General features: G+C 62.6%; 9 protein-coding genes and 6 pseudogenes. 7 read left to right on the top strand and 8 right to left on the bottom strand.

Translation table 11 applies throughout. The annotated features are described in order from the left end of the window. Positions 1 to 72: 72 nt before the first annotated feature. Together ACSZOQ_RS05010 and ACSZOQ_RS05005 are read right to left on the bottom strand one after the other, a co-directional pair. Positions 73 to 1,095 (bottom strand): IS110 family transposase, encoded by a 1,023-nt coding sequence (locus ACSZOQ_RS05010; RefSeq protein WP_439924923.1) that lies wholly within the window; start codon positions 1,093 to 1,095, stop codon positions 73 to 75. 64 nt (positions 1,096 to 1,159) lie between these two features. Further along, positions 1,160 to 1,573 (bottom strand): annotated as a pseudogene (locus ACSZOQ_RS05005) (helix-turn-helix domain-containing protein); the annotation flags it as partial. A gap of 295 nt (positions 1,574 to 1,868) precedes the next feature. Here ACSZOQ_RS05005 and ACSZOQ_RS05000 point away from each other — a divergent pair. Together ACSZOQ_RS05000 and ACSZOQ_RS04995 are read left to right on the top strand one after the other, a co-directional pair. Further along, a pseudogene (locus ACSZOQ_RS05000) lies at positions 1,869 to 3,059 on the top strand (AAA family ATPase); the annotation flags it as partial. 432 nt (positions 3,060 to 3,491) lie between these two features. After that, positions 3,492 to 4,774: pseudogene (locus tag ACSZOQ_RS04995) on the top strand (DUF2130 domain-containing protein). Positions 4,775 to 4,868: 94 nt separating this feature from the next. Here ACSZOQ_RS04995 and ACSZOQ_RS04990 read toward each other — a convergent pair. Continuing rightward, positions 4,869 to 5,063 carry a hypothetical protein gene (locus tag ACSZOQ_RS04990; protein WP_439924922.1) on the bottom strand — a complete coding sequence of 65 codons (195 nt, stop codon included), beginning with the start codon at positions 5,061 to 5,063 and terminating at the stop codon, positions 4,869 to 4,871. Between the two features lie 78 nt (positions 5,064 to 5,141). Next, positions 5,142 to 5,540, bottom strand: a complete 399-nt coding sequence (locus ACSZOQ_RS04985; protein WP_439924921.1) for a hypothetical protein — start codon at positions 5,538 to 5,540, stop codon at positions 5,142 to 5,144. A 7-nt stretch (positions 5,541 to 5,547) separates the two neighbouring features. Here ACSZOQ_RS04985 and ACSZOQ_RS04980 point away from each other — a divergent pair. The 3 genes and pseudogenes from ACSZOQ_RS04980 to ACSZOQ_RS04970 form a co-directional block, all read left to right on the top strand. Further along, positions 5,548 to 6,025: pseudogene (locus tag ACSZOQ_RS04980) on the top strand (autotransporter domain-containing protein); the annotation flags it as partial. A gap of 82 nt (positions 6,026 to 6,107) precedes the next feature. Beyond that, positions 6,108 to 7,489: pseudogene (locus ACSZOQ_RS04975) on the top strand (transposase). Between the two features lie 452 nt (positions 7,490 to 7,941). Next, positions 7,942 to 10,710 (top strand): hypothetical protein, encoded by a 2,769-nt coding sequence (locus ACSZOQ_RS04970; RefSeq protein WP_439924920.1) that lies wholly within the window; start codon positions 7,942 to 7,944, stop codon positions 10,708 to 10,710. A gap of 164 nt (positions 10,711 to 10,874) precedes the next feature. On the opposite strand, the gene ACSZOQ_RS04965 is transcribed toward ACSZOQ_RS04970, so the two are convergent. The 4 genes from ACSZOQ_RS04965 to ACSZOQ_RS04950 form a co-directional block, all read right to left on the bottom strand. Then, positions 10,875 to 11,651 (bottom strand): IS66 family transposase zinc-finger binding domain-containing protein, encoded by a 777-nt coding sequence (locus tag ACSZOQ_RS04965; protein ID WP_439924919.1) that lies wholly within the window; start codon positions 11,649 to 11,651, stop codon positions 10,875 to 10,877. A gap of 68 nt (positions 11,652 to 11,719) precedes the next feature. Continuing rightward, entirely contained in the window at positions 11,720 to 12,073 is a 354-nt protein-coding gene (gene tnpB, locus ACSZOQ_RS04960) for an IS66 family insertion sequence element accessory protein TnpB (protein WP_439924918.1), read from the bottom strand. 340 nt (positions 12,074 to 12,413) lie between these two features. After that, positions 12,414 to 13,514, bottom strand: coding sequence for a hypothetical protein (locus tag ACSZOQ_RS04955; RefSeq protein ID WP_439924917.1), 1,101 nt, complete (start codon positions 13,512 to 13,514; stop codon positions 12,414 to 12,416). A gap of 86 nt (positions 13,515 to 13,600) precedes the next feature. After that, positions 13,601 to 13,975 (bottom strand): ParA family protein, encoded by a 375-nt coding sequence (locus ACSZOQ_RS04950; RefSeq protein ID WP_439924916.1) that lies wholly within the window; start codon positions 13,973 to 13,975, stop codon positions 13,601 to 13,603. A gap of 440 nt (positions 13,976 to 14,415) precedes the next feature. Between ACSZOQ_RS04950 and ACSZOQ_RS04945 the strand changes: the two are divergent. Together ACSZOQ_RS04945 and ACSZOQ_RS04940 are read left to right on the top strand one after the other, a co-directional pair. After that, positions 14,416 to 14,955: pseudogene (locus ACSZOQ_RS04945) on the top strand (caspase family protein); the annotation flags it as partial. Between the two features lie 866 nt (positions 14,956 to 15,821). Further along, positions 15,822 to 17,573 carry an ATP-binding protein gene (locus tag ACSZOQ_RS04940; protein ID WP_439924915.1) on the top strand — a complete coding sequence of 584 codons (1,752 nt, stop codon included), beginning with the start codon at positions 15,822 to 15,824 and terminating at the stop codon, positions 17,571 to 17,573. The last annotated feature ends 14 nt before the right edge of the window (positions 17,574 to 17,587 follow it).

Genomic DNA, 17,587 nt, shown 5'->3' with positions numbered 1-17,587 from the left:
GTTTTTCCGGTAGCCTGCCGCTCTGACCGATACGGCAACTGTCGCCAGCGCTGTTGGCGCGGGGCTTTTTGATCAGGCCTCCTTGGGTTCAAACTCCGTGCCGTCTCTCCAGATAGCATGCATCACGGCCAATTTTCGGGCCAAGGCCACGACGGCCTTCTTGTGGCTCGTGCGCTTCTTTATGCCGTTGGCCCAGTTCTTCAGATGCTGGCCGGGCCCGGATTTCACCCGGCAAAGCAAGCTGTTGGCGGCTTCATAAAGGACCGTCCGCAACATTCGATCGCCTCGCCGGGATATCCGGCCACCATAATCAACATCGCCCGATTGGTATCGTCTCGACGTCAACCCGATGTACGCTCCCACCGATCTGGATCTGGCAAACCGGTCCGCTGTATCGATTGTGGAGACATATGTCACCGCGCTGACGGGGCCGACGCCTGGGATTGTCATCAGGCGGCGACAAGTTCCATCCACTCGAGCTTGGCGCACCATATCCTTCGTCAGTGCCGCGGCTTGACGCAATGCCTCTGTCCGCAGATGTAGAAGAGGCAGGATAATTCTCAACAGATCGGGCTGACTTTCCAGCGCCTTTCGGACCCTTTGGTCATAAGTCTTCAGATGCTTGGGAAGACAGATCCCGAAGGTGGCCAGCAGGCCCCTGATCGTATTCTCCACATTCATTCGCGATTTGATCGCAACCTCTCGCGCTCGCAACAACGCTCTCCGTTCCTGGGCAACCCGGCTTTTAACCTCGATCCGTTTATAGAAGCCTGTACGAGCGAGCTCCGCCAACATGGCGGCATCATTCTCATCGGTTGTGTTGTGCATCTGGCTCAGCACGGCATGGGCCTGGCGTGCATCGATGCACACCATTGGCAGGCCGCGCTGGCTAAGTTCACTATACAGCCAGTTCGCCATCCGGCCCGTTTCCAAAACAACACGCCGGATGTGCTGCAGGTTATCGATCAAGGCACGCTGTATCATGTCGGGGTTGGTCGGCTTCTTGAATGCCGCCCGGATAATTCCGCTTTGCGTGCGAACGCAAATCGCCGTCTCGTCCTTCGACACGTCCAGACCAACAAAAAGCTGTTCCATGCTGCTCTCCTATTTCGACTCGGCCATCATGACCGCGGGAGAGCGCTGAAGATCAATTACTCAGAGTGAAGTCTGTCTGCCAGAGCTGGTTGATGGCAGTGGTCTTATCCTTGAACTCGTTCGCCGCCTTGATCACCACATAAGCCGGGCTGGTGATGAGATCGCGCGCCTTCAGCAGCCGATAGACCGAAGCCTCGGAGACAAAGTACTTTCGCTCATCGGTAAAGCGCACCGCCAATTCCCGCGGGGACAGCTCCGGAAGCTCCAGCGCCAGATCGATGAGCTGGCCACGAACATCGTCCGGAATGCGATTCCAGACGCGGGATGGGCGCGAGCGATGATCAGTCAACGCTTCAATGCCACCTGCGCGGTAACGATCGTACCATCTGTAAAACGTGGCTCGCGGGATGCCTAGCTTGGCCAGCGTGCGCTTGGCTGGAAGATGTGACCGTTCGACCAACTCAATGATCTCGGCTTGTAAACCGGCGTTGAACAAAGCCCCTTGAAGCTACAGCGGTAACTCCTTGTGACAAGTAACGGAATCTACGTCGGAGTGGGGTCACGAGCGGCGCCGATCGTGACCCCACTCCGATCGGCTTTTTCCGATTGTCTTTATGGCGTTACTGCCGGCACCTGCAGCAATCTGACCCCTGTGCCGATTCACACCGAATCTGCCGACGATCGACCACGATGCGATCACAACTGGTGCCGCCGCCGACTTTTCGGAGGCCGACGACCGGCTCAAGAATCTGCCCCGCGTCCTGCGCTACGCGATGCTGGTCTCAACCGCCGCGAAGCATGTCGACCAGCGCCTGGCGGCGGAGATCACCGAGCTTTGCCCGGATCTCGCGCTTACCACCGGCTGGCTTGCCGGCCGCGAGACCGAATCCGGCCAGGACCTCGGTACCGATCTCGGCCTGCTGCTTGCCAGCGAGCTCGATCGTCTGGCGGTTAGTGAAGATCGGACGGATCTGCGATCCTTGGCCGATTGCGTGCGGCTGCTATCGCTGCCGGTGCCGACCGACATCTGTCATTTTGGCGAACACCGGCGCGCGGCCAAGAGCCTGTTGATCGCATTCGTCGGTTTTGCGCGCAGCTGCGATGACGAGGAGCTGTGCTCGGACCTCGAGCGGTTCTGTTTTGGCTGGGCGGCACTTCCCACCTGCGGCCATCTGTTGAGCCGCTATGACCAGTCTGCAGCCTACGCCGCGGATATTGTTGGTGCGCAAATGGCGGAGCACCGGGTCGAGGCAGCCAAGGCTTCGGTCTGGAAGCTGGTCAAGGACAGGGCGAAGCAAAAGGAAGAAAAACAGGCAGAGCAGAGGAAGAAAGCCAACGACGTCGAGAGCCAGACCGCGGCCCCTCGTGTGGCTGTTCCGGAAGATCGTCTTGTCGTCGCCCGCCTCACCGACGAGCAGATGAAGAATATCAAGCTAAAGGACATTATCGGTCCGCTCAAATCGGTGATCAACGTCACGCTCCCGCTGGTGAAGTCGCCGCCGTTGCATCAGGTACGTGAGATCCTGATGTTCGAATTTCCGTATGCTCTTGATGTCATCGACTTCGTGCTTGCCGACTTGGTCGGCCGGGCGACGGTGCGGCTGCGGCCGCTGCTGCTGGTCGGCGATCCCGGCGGCGGCAAGACGCGTTTTGCGCGCCGGCTTGGCGAAGTGCTGGGTGTGAGCGTGTGGCGCACCGATGCCTCACGCTCCGATGGCGCCGTCTTCGCTGGCACCGACAGGCGCTGGTACTCGGCAGAACCGTGTCATCCGTTCCTGGCGATCGGCCGGGCGAAACACGCCAATCCGCTGGTCCTGCTAGATGAGCTCGAAAAGGCCGGCACTCGTAGCGACTACGGCCGGCTGTGGGACTGCCTGCTCGGATTCCTCGAACCCGAAACCAATGCCCGTTATCCGGATCCTGCGCTACAGATCACGCTCGATCTCAGCCAGGTCAACTATATCGCGACCGCCAACAGCCTCGATCCGTTGCCATCGCCAATCCGCGATAGGTTCAGAGTCATCACCTTCCCAAAACCGACCGCGAACGATCTCGACGCGCTGCTGCCGGCGGTGACCGCCGACCTCGTCGGCGAACGTGGTCTCGACAACAGATGGGTCACCCGATGGCACCGAGCGAATGGCCGTCGCCACCCATTGGCGCGGCGACTCGGTCCGCCGACTGCGCCGGCTGGTCGAGGCCATCCTACGCGAACGCGATCTTCGCGCCGCCAGGAATTGAACGAGACAAAAATAATCATGAATGATCGGCCTCATCACGCATGGTTGCCGTCCCGGCTACCACGACCTCCGGCTATTACTGCAGACAGTACCCTCGCCTTAGGCAATCTCGCGAATCCCGCTACATTCGGCACCCATATGCACAGGACCAACGCCGTGACCGAACCCCAGATCGTCTGCCCGAACTGCCATACCGAAATCAAACTGACCGAATCCCTCGCAGCGCCACTTGTCGCTGAGACGCGACGGCAATTTGAGCAGCAGCTTGCGGCGAAGGAGGCTGACTTCGGCAGGCGCGAAGCGGCACTCAAAAAGACGCAAGACGATCTCGCCGGGGCACGCGAGGCGATTGATGAGCAGGTCGCAGCTCGACTGAAAGCGGTGCGTGCGTCCATCGCCGAAACCGAGGCGAAGAAAGCCCGCACCGCACTGGCCAATGATCTCGAACAACGCGACCGGCAACTCGCCGAGTTGCAACAGAACCTGACCGCAAATAACGCCAAATTGGCCGAGGCCCAGGCGGCCCAGGCCGAGATCATGCGTAAGTCCCGCGAGCTTGATGATGCCAAACGGGAGTCGAGCTGACGGTCGAGAAAAAGGTGCAGGAAAACCTGTCAGCTATCCGGGATAAGGCAAAGCTTGAGGCCGAAGAAGCTCTTAAAGCGAAAGTGTCTGAGAAAGAAGCTCAGATCGCGGGGATGCAGCGTCAGATTGAAGAACTGCAACGCAAGGCGAGTCAGGGCTCCCAGCAACTGCAGGGCGAGGCACTCGAACTGGAACTGGAATCTCTGTTGCGCGGTCGCTTCCCACGTGACCTGATAGAGCCGGTGCCGAAGGGCGAATTCGGCGGTGACGTCCTTCACCGCGTGCTCGGCGCCGCGGGACAGAGCTGTGGCGCCATCCTTTGGGAATCCAAGCGAACCAAAAATTGGAGCGACGGCTGGCTCGCCAAACTGCGCGACGATCAGCGCTCGGCCAAGGCCGAGATCGCGCTGATCGTCTCGGCTGCCCTGCCCAAGGGCGTCGAGACATTCGACCTCGTTGATAACGTCTGGGTCTCCGAGCCACGCTTCGCCATTCCGCTCGCCATTGCACTGCGAGAATCGCTGATCAATCTCGCCGGCAGCCGCCAGGCTGCGGCTGGCCAGCACACCAAGATGGAACTGGTCTATCAATATTTGACCAGCTCCCGCTTCCGTCACCGCATCGACGCCATCGTCGAGAAGTTCACCGATATGCAGGCCGACCTCGACCGCGAGCGCAAGACCATGATGAGGATGTGGGCCAAGCGCGAGGAACAACTCAAGGGCGTTCTCGACTCCACCGCCGGCCTCTACGGCGACCTCCAGGGCATCGCCGGCCGTGCCATGCAGGAGATCGAAAGCCTTGACGTCCTGATGATTGAAGATGGAGCAGCCAGCAAAACCGGCTCAAGCTAGAACGACGGACCGCTTTGCGCCGATATCCGTGGGCACAAGACCTCGAATGCCGAAGTGACGAACGCGAAAAACTCGCTGCAGTCACCGAGCAGCACTACAATCGATCGAAGATCGAGTTAAAGGCCGGAGGCCGACAGCAGACCCGATAGAGCAGCCACCAGGCGTAGATGATGTTGGCGGAGTAGCATTCGCCCTGCGTCAACTGACCAGGCGCGACGTCATGGCGGAGCGTCGGACCTGGCTGGAGATTGAAGGTGCGGTTCAGTTCCTCGAGCAACGGCTCACCCATCATCTCGACCAAATCGCCGCGTGATTGGCAATGATCGCGTCGAGGCTGCGGTCTTCCTCGGCCGCGTCGTCTCGCCGTTTAGTCGGATCGGCTCCGCGGGCTTTTAGGATATGCCGTAGGTTGGCCTCCAACTGCGGGATCAGCAGATAGGCAGCCGACACGAAGTCGCCTTGGAAAAACACGCGCGAAGCCGAGAGCGTAGAGCGGCGCTTGAAGCCGAGACACAAACGGGGAGACGCCCACGATCGGATGGTACCATTCTTCCGGCGGCTTGCCGATCCCAGCGTCGGGCGTGAATACAATCGTCTTGCCCTCGTTGTCGACGTGCTTGCCGCCCATCATGGCGCTGAAAGGCTCGTTCTCGGCCCGCGCGCGGGCGGCAGCTTTGAGGTCCTCGATCGCGGGACGCACTAGCACAAGCCCTGCCGCCGTCAGCCACTTGCCGTCGCGCGCATCCATCGCCTCCTTGCAGGTCACGATGCGTGCGCTGACGCCGGCAGGCCTGACGCAGGTCTCGGGTGAAGCGGCGACCGGCTCGCAGCAGGCCACCTTCAATGCGATGGACCTGTTCCTGGGGATCTTGAGCGATCCCTTCGTCGCCAGTCGCGGCAATGGCGCAACCGCAAACGGTGTGGCCCCAGCCTATGCCGAAGAGGGCTACGATGTCAGTGCCTATGCGCCGGGAGACACCCCACGTTCGAAGAACGAGCGTGACGCCTATGCCGCAATCTATCGCAAGGCGCCTGCAATGGCCGATCCCCTCATCCCGCGCTGGAGCGTGTGGGCCGCGGGCTACGGCGGCTCGCAGACCACCGACGGCAATGCGTCGCTCGGCTCCAGTACCGCGACGTCAAGTGTCGCCGGCGTCGCGGTCGGTCGCCGACTACCGCATCTCGCCGTTCACAACCGCCGGCTTCGCAATGGCGGGCGGCGGCACCAATTTCAATGTCGCCAACGGGCTGGATATTGTTGATTTAGTCTTCGGTTGATCGGTCTTGGCCTGCATGATTCCATTCTCGTGTTGCTTTGCGGAGGGGCATAACGATGATGGGGATGCAGACGGTGCCAGCGCAGCTGTTCTACGATTTTTGCCTCGATGACCACGTCCCTGCCGATCATCTGCTTCGACGGATCGATCGATTTCTCGATCTCGAGCAGGTGCGCACGAAGCTGAAGCCCTTCTACAGTACCATCGGTCGCCCCTCGATTGACCCTGAACTGATGATGCGGATGCTGATCGTGGGCTATTGTCTGGGCATCCGGTCCGAGCGGCGACTGTGCGACGAGATCCATCTCAACCTGGCCTACCGCTGGTTTTGTCGCCTGGGGCTCGACGGCAAAGTGCCGGACCACTCCACCTTCTCGCGCAATCGTCATGGTCGGTTCCGACAGAGCGATATCCTGCGGCGTTTGTTCGAGACAGTGGTGGAGCGATGCTTGCGCGAGGGTCTTGTCGGCGGTGAAGGGTTCGCGGTGGACGCGAGCCTGATCGCGGCCGACGCCAACAAGCAGCGGTCCATTCCGGGCGACCAGTGGCAGGTCGATGGTCTCGACGCCAATGCGGGGCGGGCCGTTCGCGAGTATCTGGCAACCCTGGACGATGCCGCGTTCGGTGCGGCCAGCGAGGTGACGCCGAAGTTCATCTCGCCATCCGATCCAGCGGCGCAGTGGACTGGCGCTCACAAGGGGCACGCCTTCTTCGCCTATGCCACCAACTACCTGATCGATACGGAGAACGCGATCATTCTCGACGTCGAAGCGAGCCGAGCGATCCGCCAGGCCGAGGTCGGTGCCTCACGGACCATGATTGATCGAACTACCAAACGTTTTGCCATCAAGCCCCGGCATCTTGCCGCCGACAGTGCCTATGGCTCGGCAGCGAACCTCGCCTGGCTAGTCAAGGAGCGGCAGATCGAGCCGCATATCCCGGTGTTCGACAAGTCGAACCGGACCGACGGCACATTCTCGCGATCTGACTTCGTCTTCGACGCGGATCGCAACCGTTACACCTGCCCGCAGGATTGCTGGTACAGTTCAGACGGGCTTACGCAATACCGCGCTCAGGCATCACCAAGGACGGGACGCGACTCTACCGCGCGAGCAAATCCGATTGCCAGGGCTGCACATCCAAGGAGCGGTGCTGTCCGAACACGCCGCAGCGCAAAGTGCCGCGCGATATTGATGAAGATGCCCGCGATGTGGCCCGAGCATTGGTGAATACGCCAGCTTACGAACGTTCGCGGCATCGCCGCAAGAAGGTCGAGATGCTGTTCGCTCATCTCAAGCGTATCCTCAGGCTCAACCGCCTGAGATTGCGCGGCCCCTGCGGCGCACGAGATGAATTCCTTCTCGCCGCCACCGCTCAGAACCTGAGAAAGCTCGCAAAGCTTCGACCAATGCCGGTCCTCGGTCCTGTGGGAGTATGACAATGCGCATGCTCTCCGAGATCGATGCTCTCATGCGCAGGGCAGCTCCGAAACAACGCGTCGGAAAATAGGCCCTGGACCCCGCGAAGCGACAAGCACGATGCAAGTCGGGGACTAAATCAACAATATCGGCCATCAGGAGTCACTCAGGACGGGCAGCTCTCTCGCGGTTCAGCCGCATCTAAGTCTTGCCGCGCCTCGGCGCGCCCGCCCCTTCGGCGGCAACTGCGGATTCAGCCCCAGGTATGTGAGGGTGTGATGGTCACCGGCCTGGTACTCACGCTCAGGGCGGTGTAACCTCAGCGCGTGACGTAAGCTGCGCGATCGTATAAGCCCAGACCGCGGCCGCTAAGCAGCATTGTGCAAAGGGGCCATGTGGGATTCACGATGATTGAGCACGCGCTGGTGCAGCTCTCCAATGCGGCCGGCGTGGCCCTGGGCATCGAGTCAACATGATTGCCTACCTCCATCTCAAGGACGACGTCTTCACGCGCATCGTCCAGCTGCAGGTGCTGAAGCAGTTCCGCCCGGTCGATCAGCCGTTCACGAACAAGGGAATGCCCTGCTACTTTGACGGCGTAGAGATCCTGCAGATCGCGCTCGATGTGCCGGAGGCGGCGACGTCGAGCTTCGTGCTCAACAACACGCCGAACGTCGGCGTGCCGATCGCGCCGGCGGAGCCCTACCTCCAAAGTCATCCGCTCCCCTTCTCTCCGCTGCGCGTCGACTTCAGCATGCAGCTGCTTCTCGTCTCCGACGCGGCGCTGACGGCGGCGAGTCAGGTGCAGCCCGACGGCAGCTATCCCTTTCCGGTGCGCGACCCGCAGCTCACGATCCCGCTCGCCCACGCGATCTTCCAAGTCACGCTCGTCGTCGACGCCGGGGGGGTGCCGCAGCTGCAGATCGACATGGTCCAGGACCCGCTCGGCGCGGACATGTTCGCCGGTGCCGAGTCGATCCTCGACGGCGTGCGCTCGATCAGCATTCCCCTGCCGCTCGCCGACGCGTTCGCCGATGCGCTGGAGCCGGGACGCTCGCGCGTGCTGAACGCCGGCCTCACGCGCACGGAGGGCCCCGGCGGCGGTGTTGTCGTCTTTCGCCTCGAGTTCGAGCCGGCGGCGCAGGGCGCGGCCTCCGACATCGCCCGTCTGCGCGAGTGGGATGCGTTCTTCCATCGCACCGGTCTCTCGTCGCCGCTCGACGGGCGCGACTGGGCGATCGAGCTTCCGACCGACTCGCTCCTGCGCGGCATCGCCGCGCAGCTCGACGCGCAACTGGATTCGGCCGACGTGCGCAGCTACTTCGAGCGGACCGGCGACGCAACAGGTTCACTCGTCGAAGGACATCCGCCGGAGTTCTACTTCTCGGTCGACGGCATCCTCGAGAGCGTGTGCGGCGGACTCGATGTGCAGGCCAGGATCTCGGCGACAGCCACGCTCACGTCGCAAGGGCCGAACGTCGCGCGGGTGAGCGTCGACATCGGGCTCCATCTCGATGCGTGGGACTCCTTTAAGTGCACCGTGTTGTCGATCCTCAATCCCTTCGCCGGATTGATCACGACGGTCGACAAAGGTCTTCCCTGGTTCGCCACGCCGGTCGTGCATCTCTTCCTCGTGCTCATCCCGATCGCGCGTATGTTCGGCGCCGACGACATCGTGCTGACGATGGCGCTTAAGCAAGCGGCGGCGGAGCTGAACAAGGGAAGCGGCCCCAAGGTCGTGCGCACGAGCCCGTCGACCTTCTACGTCGATCTCCCTTTCTCGGTGCAGACGAGCCTGCTCCAGAACTGGCTCTCGGTCGACGACTACGGGACCAACGCGGGGCGCCTCGTCGTGCGCGGCGCCTTCACCGCGCCCGATCTCAAGACGCTGCCGCGTCTCCAGGGGACGCTCGTCGATCCGTTCGAGTTCTGGTCGTTAGTCGACCGCTGCTCGACCAACCGCAAGTGGACGACATCGGCCACGCTCGACCTCGATGTCGACAAGGACGGCACGATCGTCTACCACCCTGACGTGCCGATCGCCTGGGGTGTCCACCTGGTGCCCGACGCGCAGGGAAAGTTGGTCGCCGCGGGCAACGCCACTTGGCAGCTTCTCGCCGACCTGCAGGGCGTGTACGCCGGACCGCGCGCTCTCACGCACTGGAGCGGCATCCCCGGCAGCTTCGACGTCGAGGTGACAGACCCGCCGCCGGCGTTCGCGCAAGCGCCCTACCCCTTCCGGCTCCGCTTCTTCACGTCGTTCGGCGTCCGCGAGTACGCGATCCCCGCGCCGCCGCCGCCGCCGGCGCCACCGGCCACCGAGCAAGAAGTGATCGCGCTCGAGGCGGCGCGCATCTCCGAGTGCTACATCTTCACGTCGTTGATCGACATCGTGAAGGCGCTGCAAGTCGTGTGGATCCCCGACCCACCTGACGGCAGCGAGGTCACGCAGCATTGGCAGATCGTGGTCGACGGACTTCGCGCGACGGACCGCGTGCACGTGTGGAACGGAGACACCGGCGAGCCGCTGGCGGAAGCAGGCGCGTTGCTCGGAAGTCGCACCGAGCTCTCCCTCCTGCTCCCTCCGGCGCGCGCGGCGACGACGCTCCAGATCACGATGAACGACGACGGATTTCTTCCCGCGCGAGCATACGCCGAGCGATTGCGCGCGCTCCCGGCGCTCAGCGCGCACGGTACGTATTCGACGCGCGTTCGGCAGACGCGGCTCCGCGCGCTCGGAACGATCGCGCTCTTCGCGCCGGCCACAGAGTTGCTCCTGCAGCAGCGCCTCGACGGACTGCGCGTCGTCGCACAGGGGGCGCACGGCACGACGTCGATCGACACGGCGTTGGGCGCGACGGCTCACGTCGTCGGCTACACGCTCTCGCACGACGCGACGCCGCTGCGCGTGCAGTCGCCCTCGCATCGCTTCGCGGTGCTCCGAGAGAGACACGACGATCGTGATGTGGTCGTGCTGCGCGGGTCGCACGACGCGCAATCACGTGGCGCGGAGCACGAGCGCAGCGAAGACCGTGCGCACGCGCTGCGGCGCGAATCACATGCGCACGAAGCGGGTGCGATTCTCGCGCGGTACAACGTGCGACCGTGGTACGACTGCGGCAGCGTCGCTGGCCCGTACTTCGCGCAGCTCGACGAGGCGGGGACCGCGGTCACCATCTTCAACCGCGGTGCGACGCGCGAGGTGCCGCCCGAGATCGGACGCGTGCTGACGTCGCCGTAACCACCGTGGTTCGCGAATCGCGTTAAAACGAGCTAAGGGAGCAGGTCTCATGGGCAAAGATGACCGCAACACGCTAACGTGGGCCAGGCCGGCACCCAATGTGCCGCACTATCAAAACCACAAACGTCCCGACAAGCATGACCGGACCCGAAACCGCCGCGAAATTACCGAATACTTCGACCGCCGACGCGCACGCCTGAGCGTCGTCGCGACCACGGAGACGCCCCGTGGCCAGCTGATCGACTGGGTTCCGATCGAATCCCAGGGTGAGGGCGAAGCAATCGCAAGGCCGCCTTCCGTCGAGCCCGAGCCCTCGACGCTGCGGCGCTGGGCGGATGATCGCCGAACTCGGCGACGATCACTTGCGCAATAGCCGCTTCGGTCGGCAGTCCGCCAGGCACGACATACTCCGGCGCGTGCGCCTGAACGACCGCGCCCGAGCAGCGGCGGCAAGCATATTTTGGACGACGCGTGACCAGCACGCGCCATTGCGCCGGGATCACGTCGAGACGCTCGCTGACGTCTTCGCCGATCTTCGTCATCGCGCCGCAGCCGCAGGGACACAGCGTGCTCGCAGGCTCGATGATCCGCTCCACCCGCGGCAAATGCGCAGGCAGGCAGCCCCGATTGCGATGACGGGCTTGATCTAATGCGCCGCGCGATCGGCCCTGGATAATCGCCGCCGCTTTCTCCTGCGCCGCGTCCAGGACGCCTTGCGCGATCTCGACGTCTTCGAGCAGCAAATGATATTGATCAGGCCGCAGCTTCTCGGATTTCGCGCCAAACTTCTCGCGTCGTAATTCGCCGACAATGACTTCCAATCGACGCCGCGCTTCCTCCGACGCCGCCAGCGCCGCCTGGTGCTCGCTCAACGTCGCCTGGGTTTGCGTCAGAAGCGCTTTCAGGCGGTCATTTTCGTCGCGCAGCGTCGCGATGCTCATGCGCAATTTCGAGCACAACACCGCCACCGGCACCAGATGCAAAGAGCTTCCGAGTCACTCTGCCGCAGCTATCCCGCGACCTGAGGACGGCGCGCCTCCTCAGGTCGGACCAATCTCCAATCGAGACCTTCAAACAAAGCTGCGAATATCGCCGGCGATATCCGCATCACTTCGTTCGTAATCGTCGGCCACACGAACTTGCAGCCTTCCAAACGCTTATACACCTCCACCAGGCCCGTTCGATCCCAGGCCAGAATCTTGATCCGGTCCGCCCGTTTCGATCGGAACACGAAGGCCGAGCCATCGAAGGGGTCGAGACCAAGCATCTCCTGCAGCTTCGTGGCAAGGCCATCATGGCCGCAGCGAAAGTCAATCGGCCGCGTCGCGATGTAAATCTTCAACTTCGCGCCAGCAGCGATCATTGCGAGGCTCGCACCGCGCCAACCTGCTGAAAGCTCACAGCTAGAGCCCTTGTCGTATTCGATAGCCGAGCATATCCTCGACCATGGCAAAAGCAAAAGCGCAAGGCGGCAGGATCAGGGCGTCGTCATTCGCGTGCTGCTCATGACCGGCTGCCCGCCGTGGCGAAGCGACATGCGGGGCAAAAGGACCAACTCGCCGAGCTCGCCCATATCATCCGACCCGGCGTTGCGGGTCCAGATCAATGAGCAGCACGCTGCGAAGTCGCACAGCATACTGGTGAAGGACAACCTGCCAGGATTCAGCCAGGAGTTTACAATTCCAAACCTTCGACTGCTACTCCTATTGATCGTCAGCGAGCAGAGACCGATTTGAAGCTGCAGATTTTAGCCGTCGTGCCCTGTCGGCAAATCCTGTGCGAGGCGGGCGTGCAGCCACCACAGAAACATAGCCGCGACGTTTCCGTCCATGCTGGTAATAGCCATAGCGCGACTGGGTCCGTTCCGTGCCATGCCCGGCTGCCGCCGCGACGATCTCGCCCGCGCCAAACGTCGTCTTCATATCGGCGATCAGTTGATGCCGCGCAATATTCGGAGTGATGTTATCTTCGATTGTCGGAAAGACTTTCGCGCCGAGCTTCGACATGGCCTTTCGCAGGCCATTTTTCGAGTCGATGCTGACAACGAGCCGGCCGCCCGCACCTTTGCAAAGCAGTGCGAGATAGCGCGCCGGCTCATCCGCGACGCACGGATCAATCGTAACCGTGGTCCGTTGCGTTCCGAACAGGCCGCGGTGACTTTTCACGGGCATGAATGACAGCGCCAAAAGACCGGACGGATCGAGTGCGAGCACGACGCCGGGCGAAAATCCGGTAGGCCGATCGCCGGCCATGAGTTCTTCCGAACGGACGGGAATCGTCAAAAGGACCGCGAGCGGTGCGCGATAGAGCCACTCCTTAGGCGCAGCTATCCACAGCAGATGGTCCCAATCGAACGGCAACACCGCGAGCAAATGCCGTTTGCTGAGTTCGGCGCGATCACGACCGGCGTTCTCGGATTGATGCCAGCGCGATGGCGGAAGGGTCCATGGCAGGGTGCCCGGCGGAATCGGCGGATCCAATGCAAAGATTGGCTCCAGGCGCTCGACCAGCTCGTGCAGCTTTCTAGCGGTTCGAACTGTTTCGTTAGCGTTCCTGGCCTCGATCGCAGCGATACATTCACTTGCAGCCTCATCCAGGCTGCGCGCGCCGATGAAGTGCACAGCCGCCCGACGATGATAGTATGTGTTGAGACCGACACCCGGCCTGAGGGGATCGAGATCATCCCTCTCCCACATCCTTCGGAATTGCTTCTTGTACGCTTCGAGCGTCTGAGAGCTGACCGTCCGTCCATCGACCTGGGCACACAAGGCAGACGCCCGTGTGATGATATTTATCACGTCCATCTCGCCACCCTCGTTATTGTCGGCCTCGCGTGCTCTATCTTGTCGGCCTATCTTGTTGGCCTGTTCCGTGGTTTTCGGTGGCGTCGTTAGGTTTCGCAGCGCCGCGTCAGCGCGACGTTCTGCTCGATCTCGCCTTCACCGCAGCGACAGACGCGGATGTCCGTCTTATTGCGGACGCGCTGCCACTCGAAACTCGACTTTTGCGGATCGGCATCGATGATCCCAACCGTATAGCCCACCCGCGCCGCGATCACTGCAACGTTCGTGAGGGTCGTGGATTTGCCGGAGCCGCCCTTGCCGACAAAGGCAATGACGGCTTGCAGCGAAGACCCAGCCATGGCGGCGGCGCGCATTTTTGTTGCGGACGCTGCAAGCTCCGACGACCGTGGCAAGGAGACCGCCCCCTCGTCTAAAGACGTCATGATCTTGCTGGCGGAGCGTTCAAGCTGACTTGCTATCATGTGATCAATCCTCCAGCTTCGGCCGGCGGCCCCGGCCGCGGCGGCGTTTCGCCATCGCATCGAAGTCGAGCCCCTTGAAAACGGACCAGTTGATATCGTTCAGGGAGCGGCACGTTGGCGAGATACCGGCAATGTTTGGTCGAAAGCGCGCGGAAGCGGCTGCATGCTCATGGGCGTTGCGTTCCTGATATCGGCAGCCGCGGCGCAGATCGTCTGACAGAGCGCGGCGAGTTGCTGCGCCAGAGCCCTGGCCTCGGCGCGGCTGCGCGGGCCTATCTGGGCGCGGACCATAGGGGCGCCACCGGCAAGGCGGAAATTTGCTTTTCCACCGCGCAAGAATTGCGTGGAGAGCCGGATCTGGAAGCGCCAGCCGGACGGATCGCCAGTAAGGGAACCTCTGAGCAACGTCACCTTTTCTGAAGGGTGACAGTCGCAACAGTGTCCGCGCCATTGTCGCCGCGCGCCGGGAAGCGATCACCTGGCGGCACACACGTAATGTCGACACGCCACAGGCCTACTGGTCGTATCTGCGCCGCTATCCGCGCGGACCGCACGTCGCCGACGCCCATTGCCGCCTCGCCTATCTCGCCGCTGCGTTTGAGCCGCCCCCGATGTTCACCGCGATCGACTATGACGTCCCGCCGCCGCCCGAAGACGAGGTCGTGTATTTCCGTCGGCCGGTGCTGGTCTTTGACGATCCGGACTATGGATTCCCACCGCCACCGTCGCCGCCGGTGTTCTTCCTGCCGCCGCCACCACCGGATTTCGTCGTGCTGGCGCCGCCGCCGCCCGTATTCGCGGCGTTTGTGCTGCCGGTTCCAGATTATGTGCCGATGCCGGCATATTACAGCCCGCCGCCCTACGTGGCGCCGCCGCCGAACGTCATCTACAACAACATCCACAATACGGTGGTGATCAACACCACCACCAACATGGTCACGATCACCAAGCCGGGTGGCGAGGCGCAGACGGTGACGCCGGCGCAGGCGCTTGCGTCGCAGCCAGTGTCCGTAAACCAAACGGCAGCGTCACCAACCGCCTGCCGCACCGGGAATGTCAGGCGCGCCGAATGCTCCGAACATCACAGCCACACCGTCGCACGGGACAGCCGCGGGGTTGCCGCAGCTGGCGCTGCCGTGGCCGAGGCCGCTTTGCTGGCGCGATGGCTGCCCCGACGATTGCACGCCCGGCTCCGCCACCCAAGGCGCATCCGACGCCCCAGGCCACCAAGCCGTGCGTCCAACCGAATGGACAACCGTGCAAAAGGTAAGTCGATTTTCGGCTCGGAAGCGGCTGTTCATGCCGAAGAAGCGCGCGGAGCGACGGCGGACGTCTCTCCGTTCTTCCGCGCAGGAGCTGTGCAGAACAGGTGATCCCCCCGCCCCTGTCGGCCTGTGACGGACCAGACCCCTCTCATCGGCGCACGCGAATGGACCTTGCCCCCTGGGACACGCGCGTGTATCACAACGACCAATGCGCAGCAGAAAGCTCTGGGATATCAGATGCTTATTCAGGCGTGGCCACTGGCTTGGAATCCTAGTTCCCCAGCCAGTTCTTCATACAAAATCGTTCGGCGCGGCGCGATCGCTCCGATCAGCCAGGGATTGCGCTGGCCGATGTGATCGCCGGCGATCCCGGATTCCGCCCGCCCGATTTCTGGGGCTCTTTTGTCGCCACCAATAAAGTAAACGAATCTTTAAGCCCTGAGCCGGGGCGGCGTCCAGCCGGCCCGCGCCGTGCACGGCAGACCCGTCGCGCCACGGTCCCGATACCGCCGGCTTAACAGTTTTTGCAATAACTGCATGCGACAGTCGGGCCGACAGACACAAGAATTGTGATCAGCAAAATGCCTCATTCGACTTCCGCCAGCTCGTTCGGACGCGTGATTTCGGTGCGCGGATCGCAGGCGCGCGTCGGTATTCTGCAGACCGGCCGCATGTCGCCCACAGCAGCGCGCGCCACCGTCGGCCGATTCATCAGCCTGCGCAGCGTCACCTCCACGATTGTCGCCATGATCACCGAGGTCTCCTGCGAGCATCTGCCGTCCTCGGACGAGTTCATGGCGAGCGCCTCTGTCGATCTGCTCGGCGAAATCGACAGCTCCGGTCCCCGCCCGCGATTCCAGCGCGGCGTCACCAACTATCCGGCGATCGACGACGCAGCCGATCTCGTCACCAACCAGGAACTGCGCACGATCTACACACCCCGTGGAGCGGATCAGATCGATATCGGCACGCTGCAGCAGGACCAGTCCGTCATAGCCTATGTCGACATCGAGGAAATGCTCAGCAAGCACTTCGCCGTGCTCGGCTCAACCGGCGTCGGCAAGTCGAGCGGCGTTTCGCTGCTCATCAACGAAATCCTGAAGTCGCGGCCCAATCTCCGCATCTTCCTGCTCGACGTGCACAACGAGTACGGCCGGTGTTTCGGCGAGCGCGCGATCGTGCTCAACCCGCGCAATCTGAAATTGCCGTTCTGGCTGTTCAACTTCGAGGAAATCGTTGACGTCCTGTTCGCAGGACGTCCCGGCGTGCCGGAGGAGCTCGACATCCTCGCCGAAGTGATCCCGATTGCGAAGGGAATCTATACGCAATATCAGCACACAGACCGTGTCGGCCTCAAGCGCATCGATCCCAAGAGCGTCGGCTTCACCGCCGACACGCCGGTGCCCTATCGTCTGGTCGATATGATCTCGCTGATTGACGAGCGCATGGGCAAGCTGGAAAACCGCTCGTCGCGCATCGTCTACCACAAGCTGATCTCGCGCATCGAAACCGTACGCAACGATCCGCGCTACGCCTTCATGTTCGACAATGCAAATGTCGGCGGCGATACCATGGCCGAAGCCGTCAGCCTGTTGTTCCGCCTGCCTGCCAACGGCAGGCCGATGACCATCATGCAGCTTGCGGGCTTTCCCGCGGAGGTCGTCGACTCCGTGGTATCGGTTCTCTGCCGCATGGCGTTCGACTTCGGGCTGTGGAGCGACGGCGTCTCGCCGCTGCTGTTCGTCTGCGAGGAAGCCCACCGCTATGCGTCAGCCGATCGCACCATTGGCTTCGGTCCGACCCGGAAGGCGATTTCTCGCATCGCCAAGGAAGGCCGCAAGTACGGTGTGTATCTTGGCCTCGTGACGCAGCGCCCAGCCGAACTCGACGCCACCATCATTTCCCAATGCAACACCCTGTTCACGATGCGCCTCGCCAACGAGCGCGACCAGGCGCTGTTGCGTTCGGCGGTCTCGGATGCTGCCGCGAACCTGCTCTCGTTCGTGCCTTCGCTCGGCACCCGCGAGGTGCTGGCCTTCGGCGAGGGCGTCGCGCTTCCCACCCGGCTGCGCTTCAAGGAAGTCCCGGCGCACCAATTGCCGCGCAGCGAAGCTACGATCTCGACGGTGCCGTCCGCCAACCGCGGCCACGACATGCAGTTCGTCGACGCCGTACTCGAGCGATGGCGCGGGGCAACCTCGCATCGCGACGCGCCCAACGATCCCGGCCCCACGGAAAGGCCGGTTGCGCGCATGATGGACGCGCCAATGCTGCAGCCGTCGCTCGGTCTCGATCCCGACCGTTTCACGCTTCTGAAAAGGCCGTTGCGCTAGTTGCCGCGAGCCGG

It is taken from the genome of Nitrobacter sp. JJSN, from assembly GCF_051912485.1.
In the GTDB taxonomy this organism is placed as follows: domain Bacteria; phylum Pseudomonadota; class Alphaproteobacteria; order Rhizobiales; family Xanthobacteraceae; genus Nitrobacter.
Note: the sequence above shows the minus strand (reverse complement) of the source record. Positions and strands in the feature narration are given on the sequence as shown.

Coding starts and splice junctions, on each gene's coding strand:
- ACSZOQ_RS04970 (WP_439924920.1), top strand. CDS start 7,942: ATGATTGCCTACCTCCATCTCAAGGACGACGTCTTCACGCGCATCGTC.
- ACSZOQ_RS04955 (WP_439924917.1), bottom strand. CDS start 13,514: ATGGACGTGATAAATATCATCACACGGGCGTCTGCCTTGTGTGCCCAG.
- ACSZOQ_RS04990 (WP_439924922.1), bottom strand. CDS start 5,063: ATGGGTGAGCCGTTGCTCGAGGAACTGAACCGCACCTTCAATCTCCAG.
- ACSZOQ_RS04940 (WP_439924915.1), top strand. CDS start 15,822: ATGCCTCATTCGACTTCCGCCAGCTCGTTCGGACGCGTGATTTCGGTG.
- ACSZOQ_RS04950 (WP_439924916.1), bottom strand. CDS start 13,975: ATGATAGCAAGTCAGCTTGAACGCTCCGCCAGCAAGATCATGACGTCT.
- tnpB (WP_439924918.1), bottom strand. CDS start 12,073: ATGATCGCTGCTGGCGCGAAGTTGAAGATTTACATCGCGACGCGGCCG.
- ACSZOQ_RS05010 (WP_439924923.1), bottom strand. CDS start 1,095: ATGGAACAGCTTTTTGTTGGTCTGGACGTGTCGAAGGACGAGACGGCG.
- ACSZOQ_RS04965 (WP_439924919.1), bottom strand. CDS start 11,651: ATGAGCATCGCGACGCTGCGCGACGAAAATGACCGCCTGAAAGCGCTT.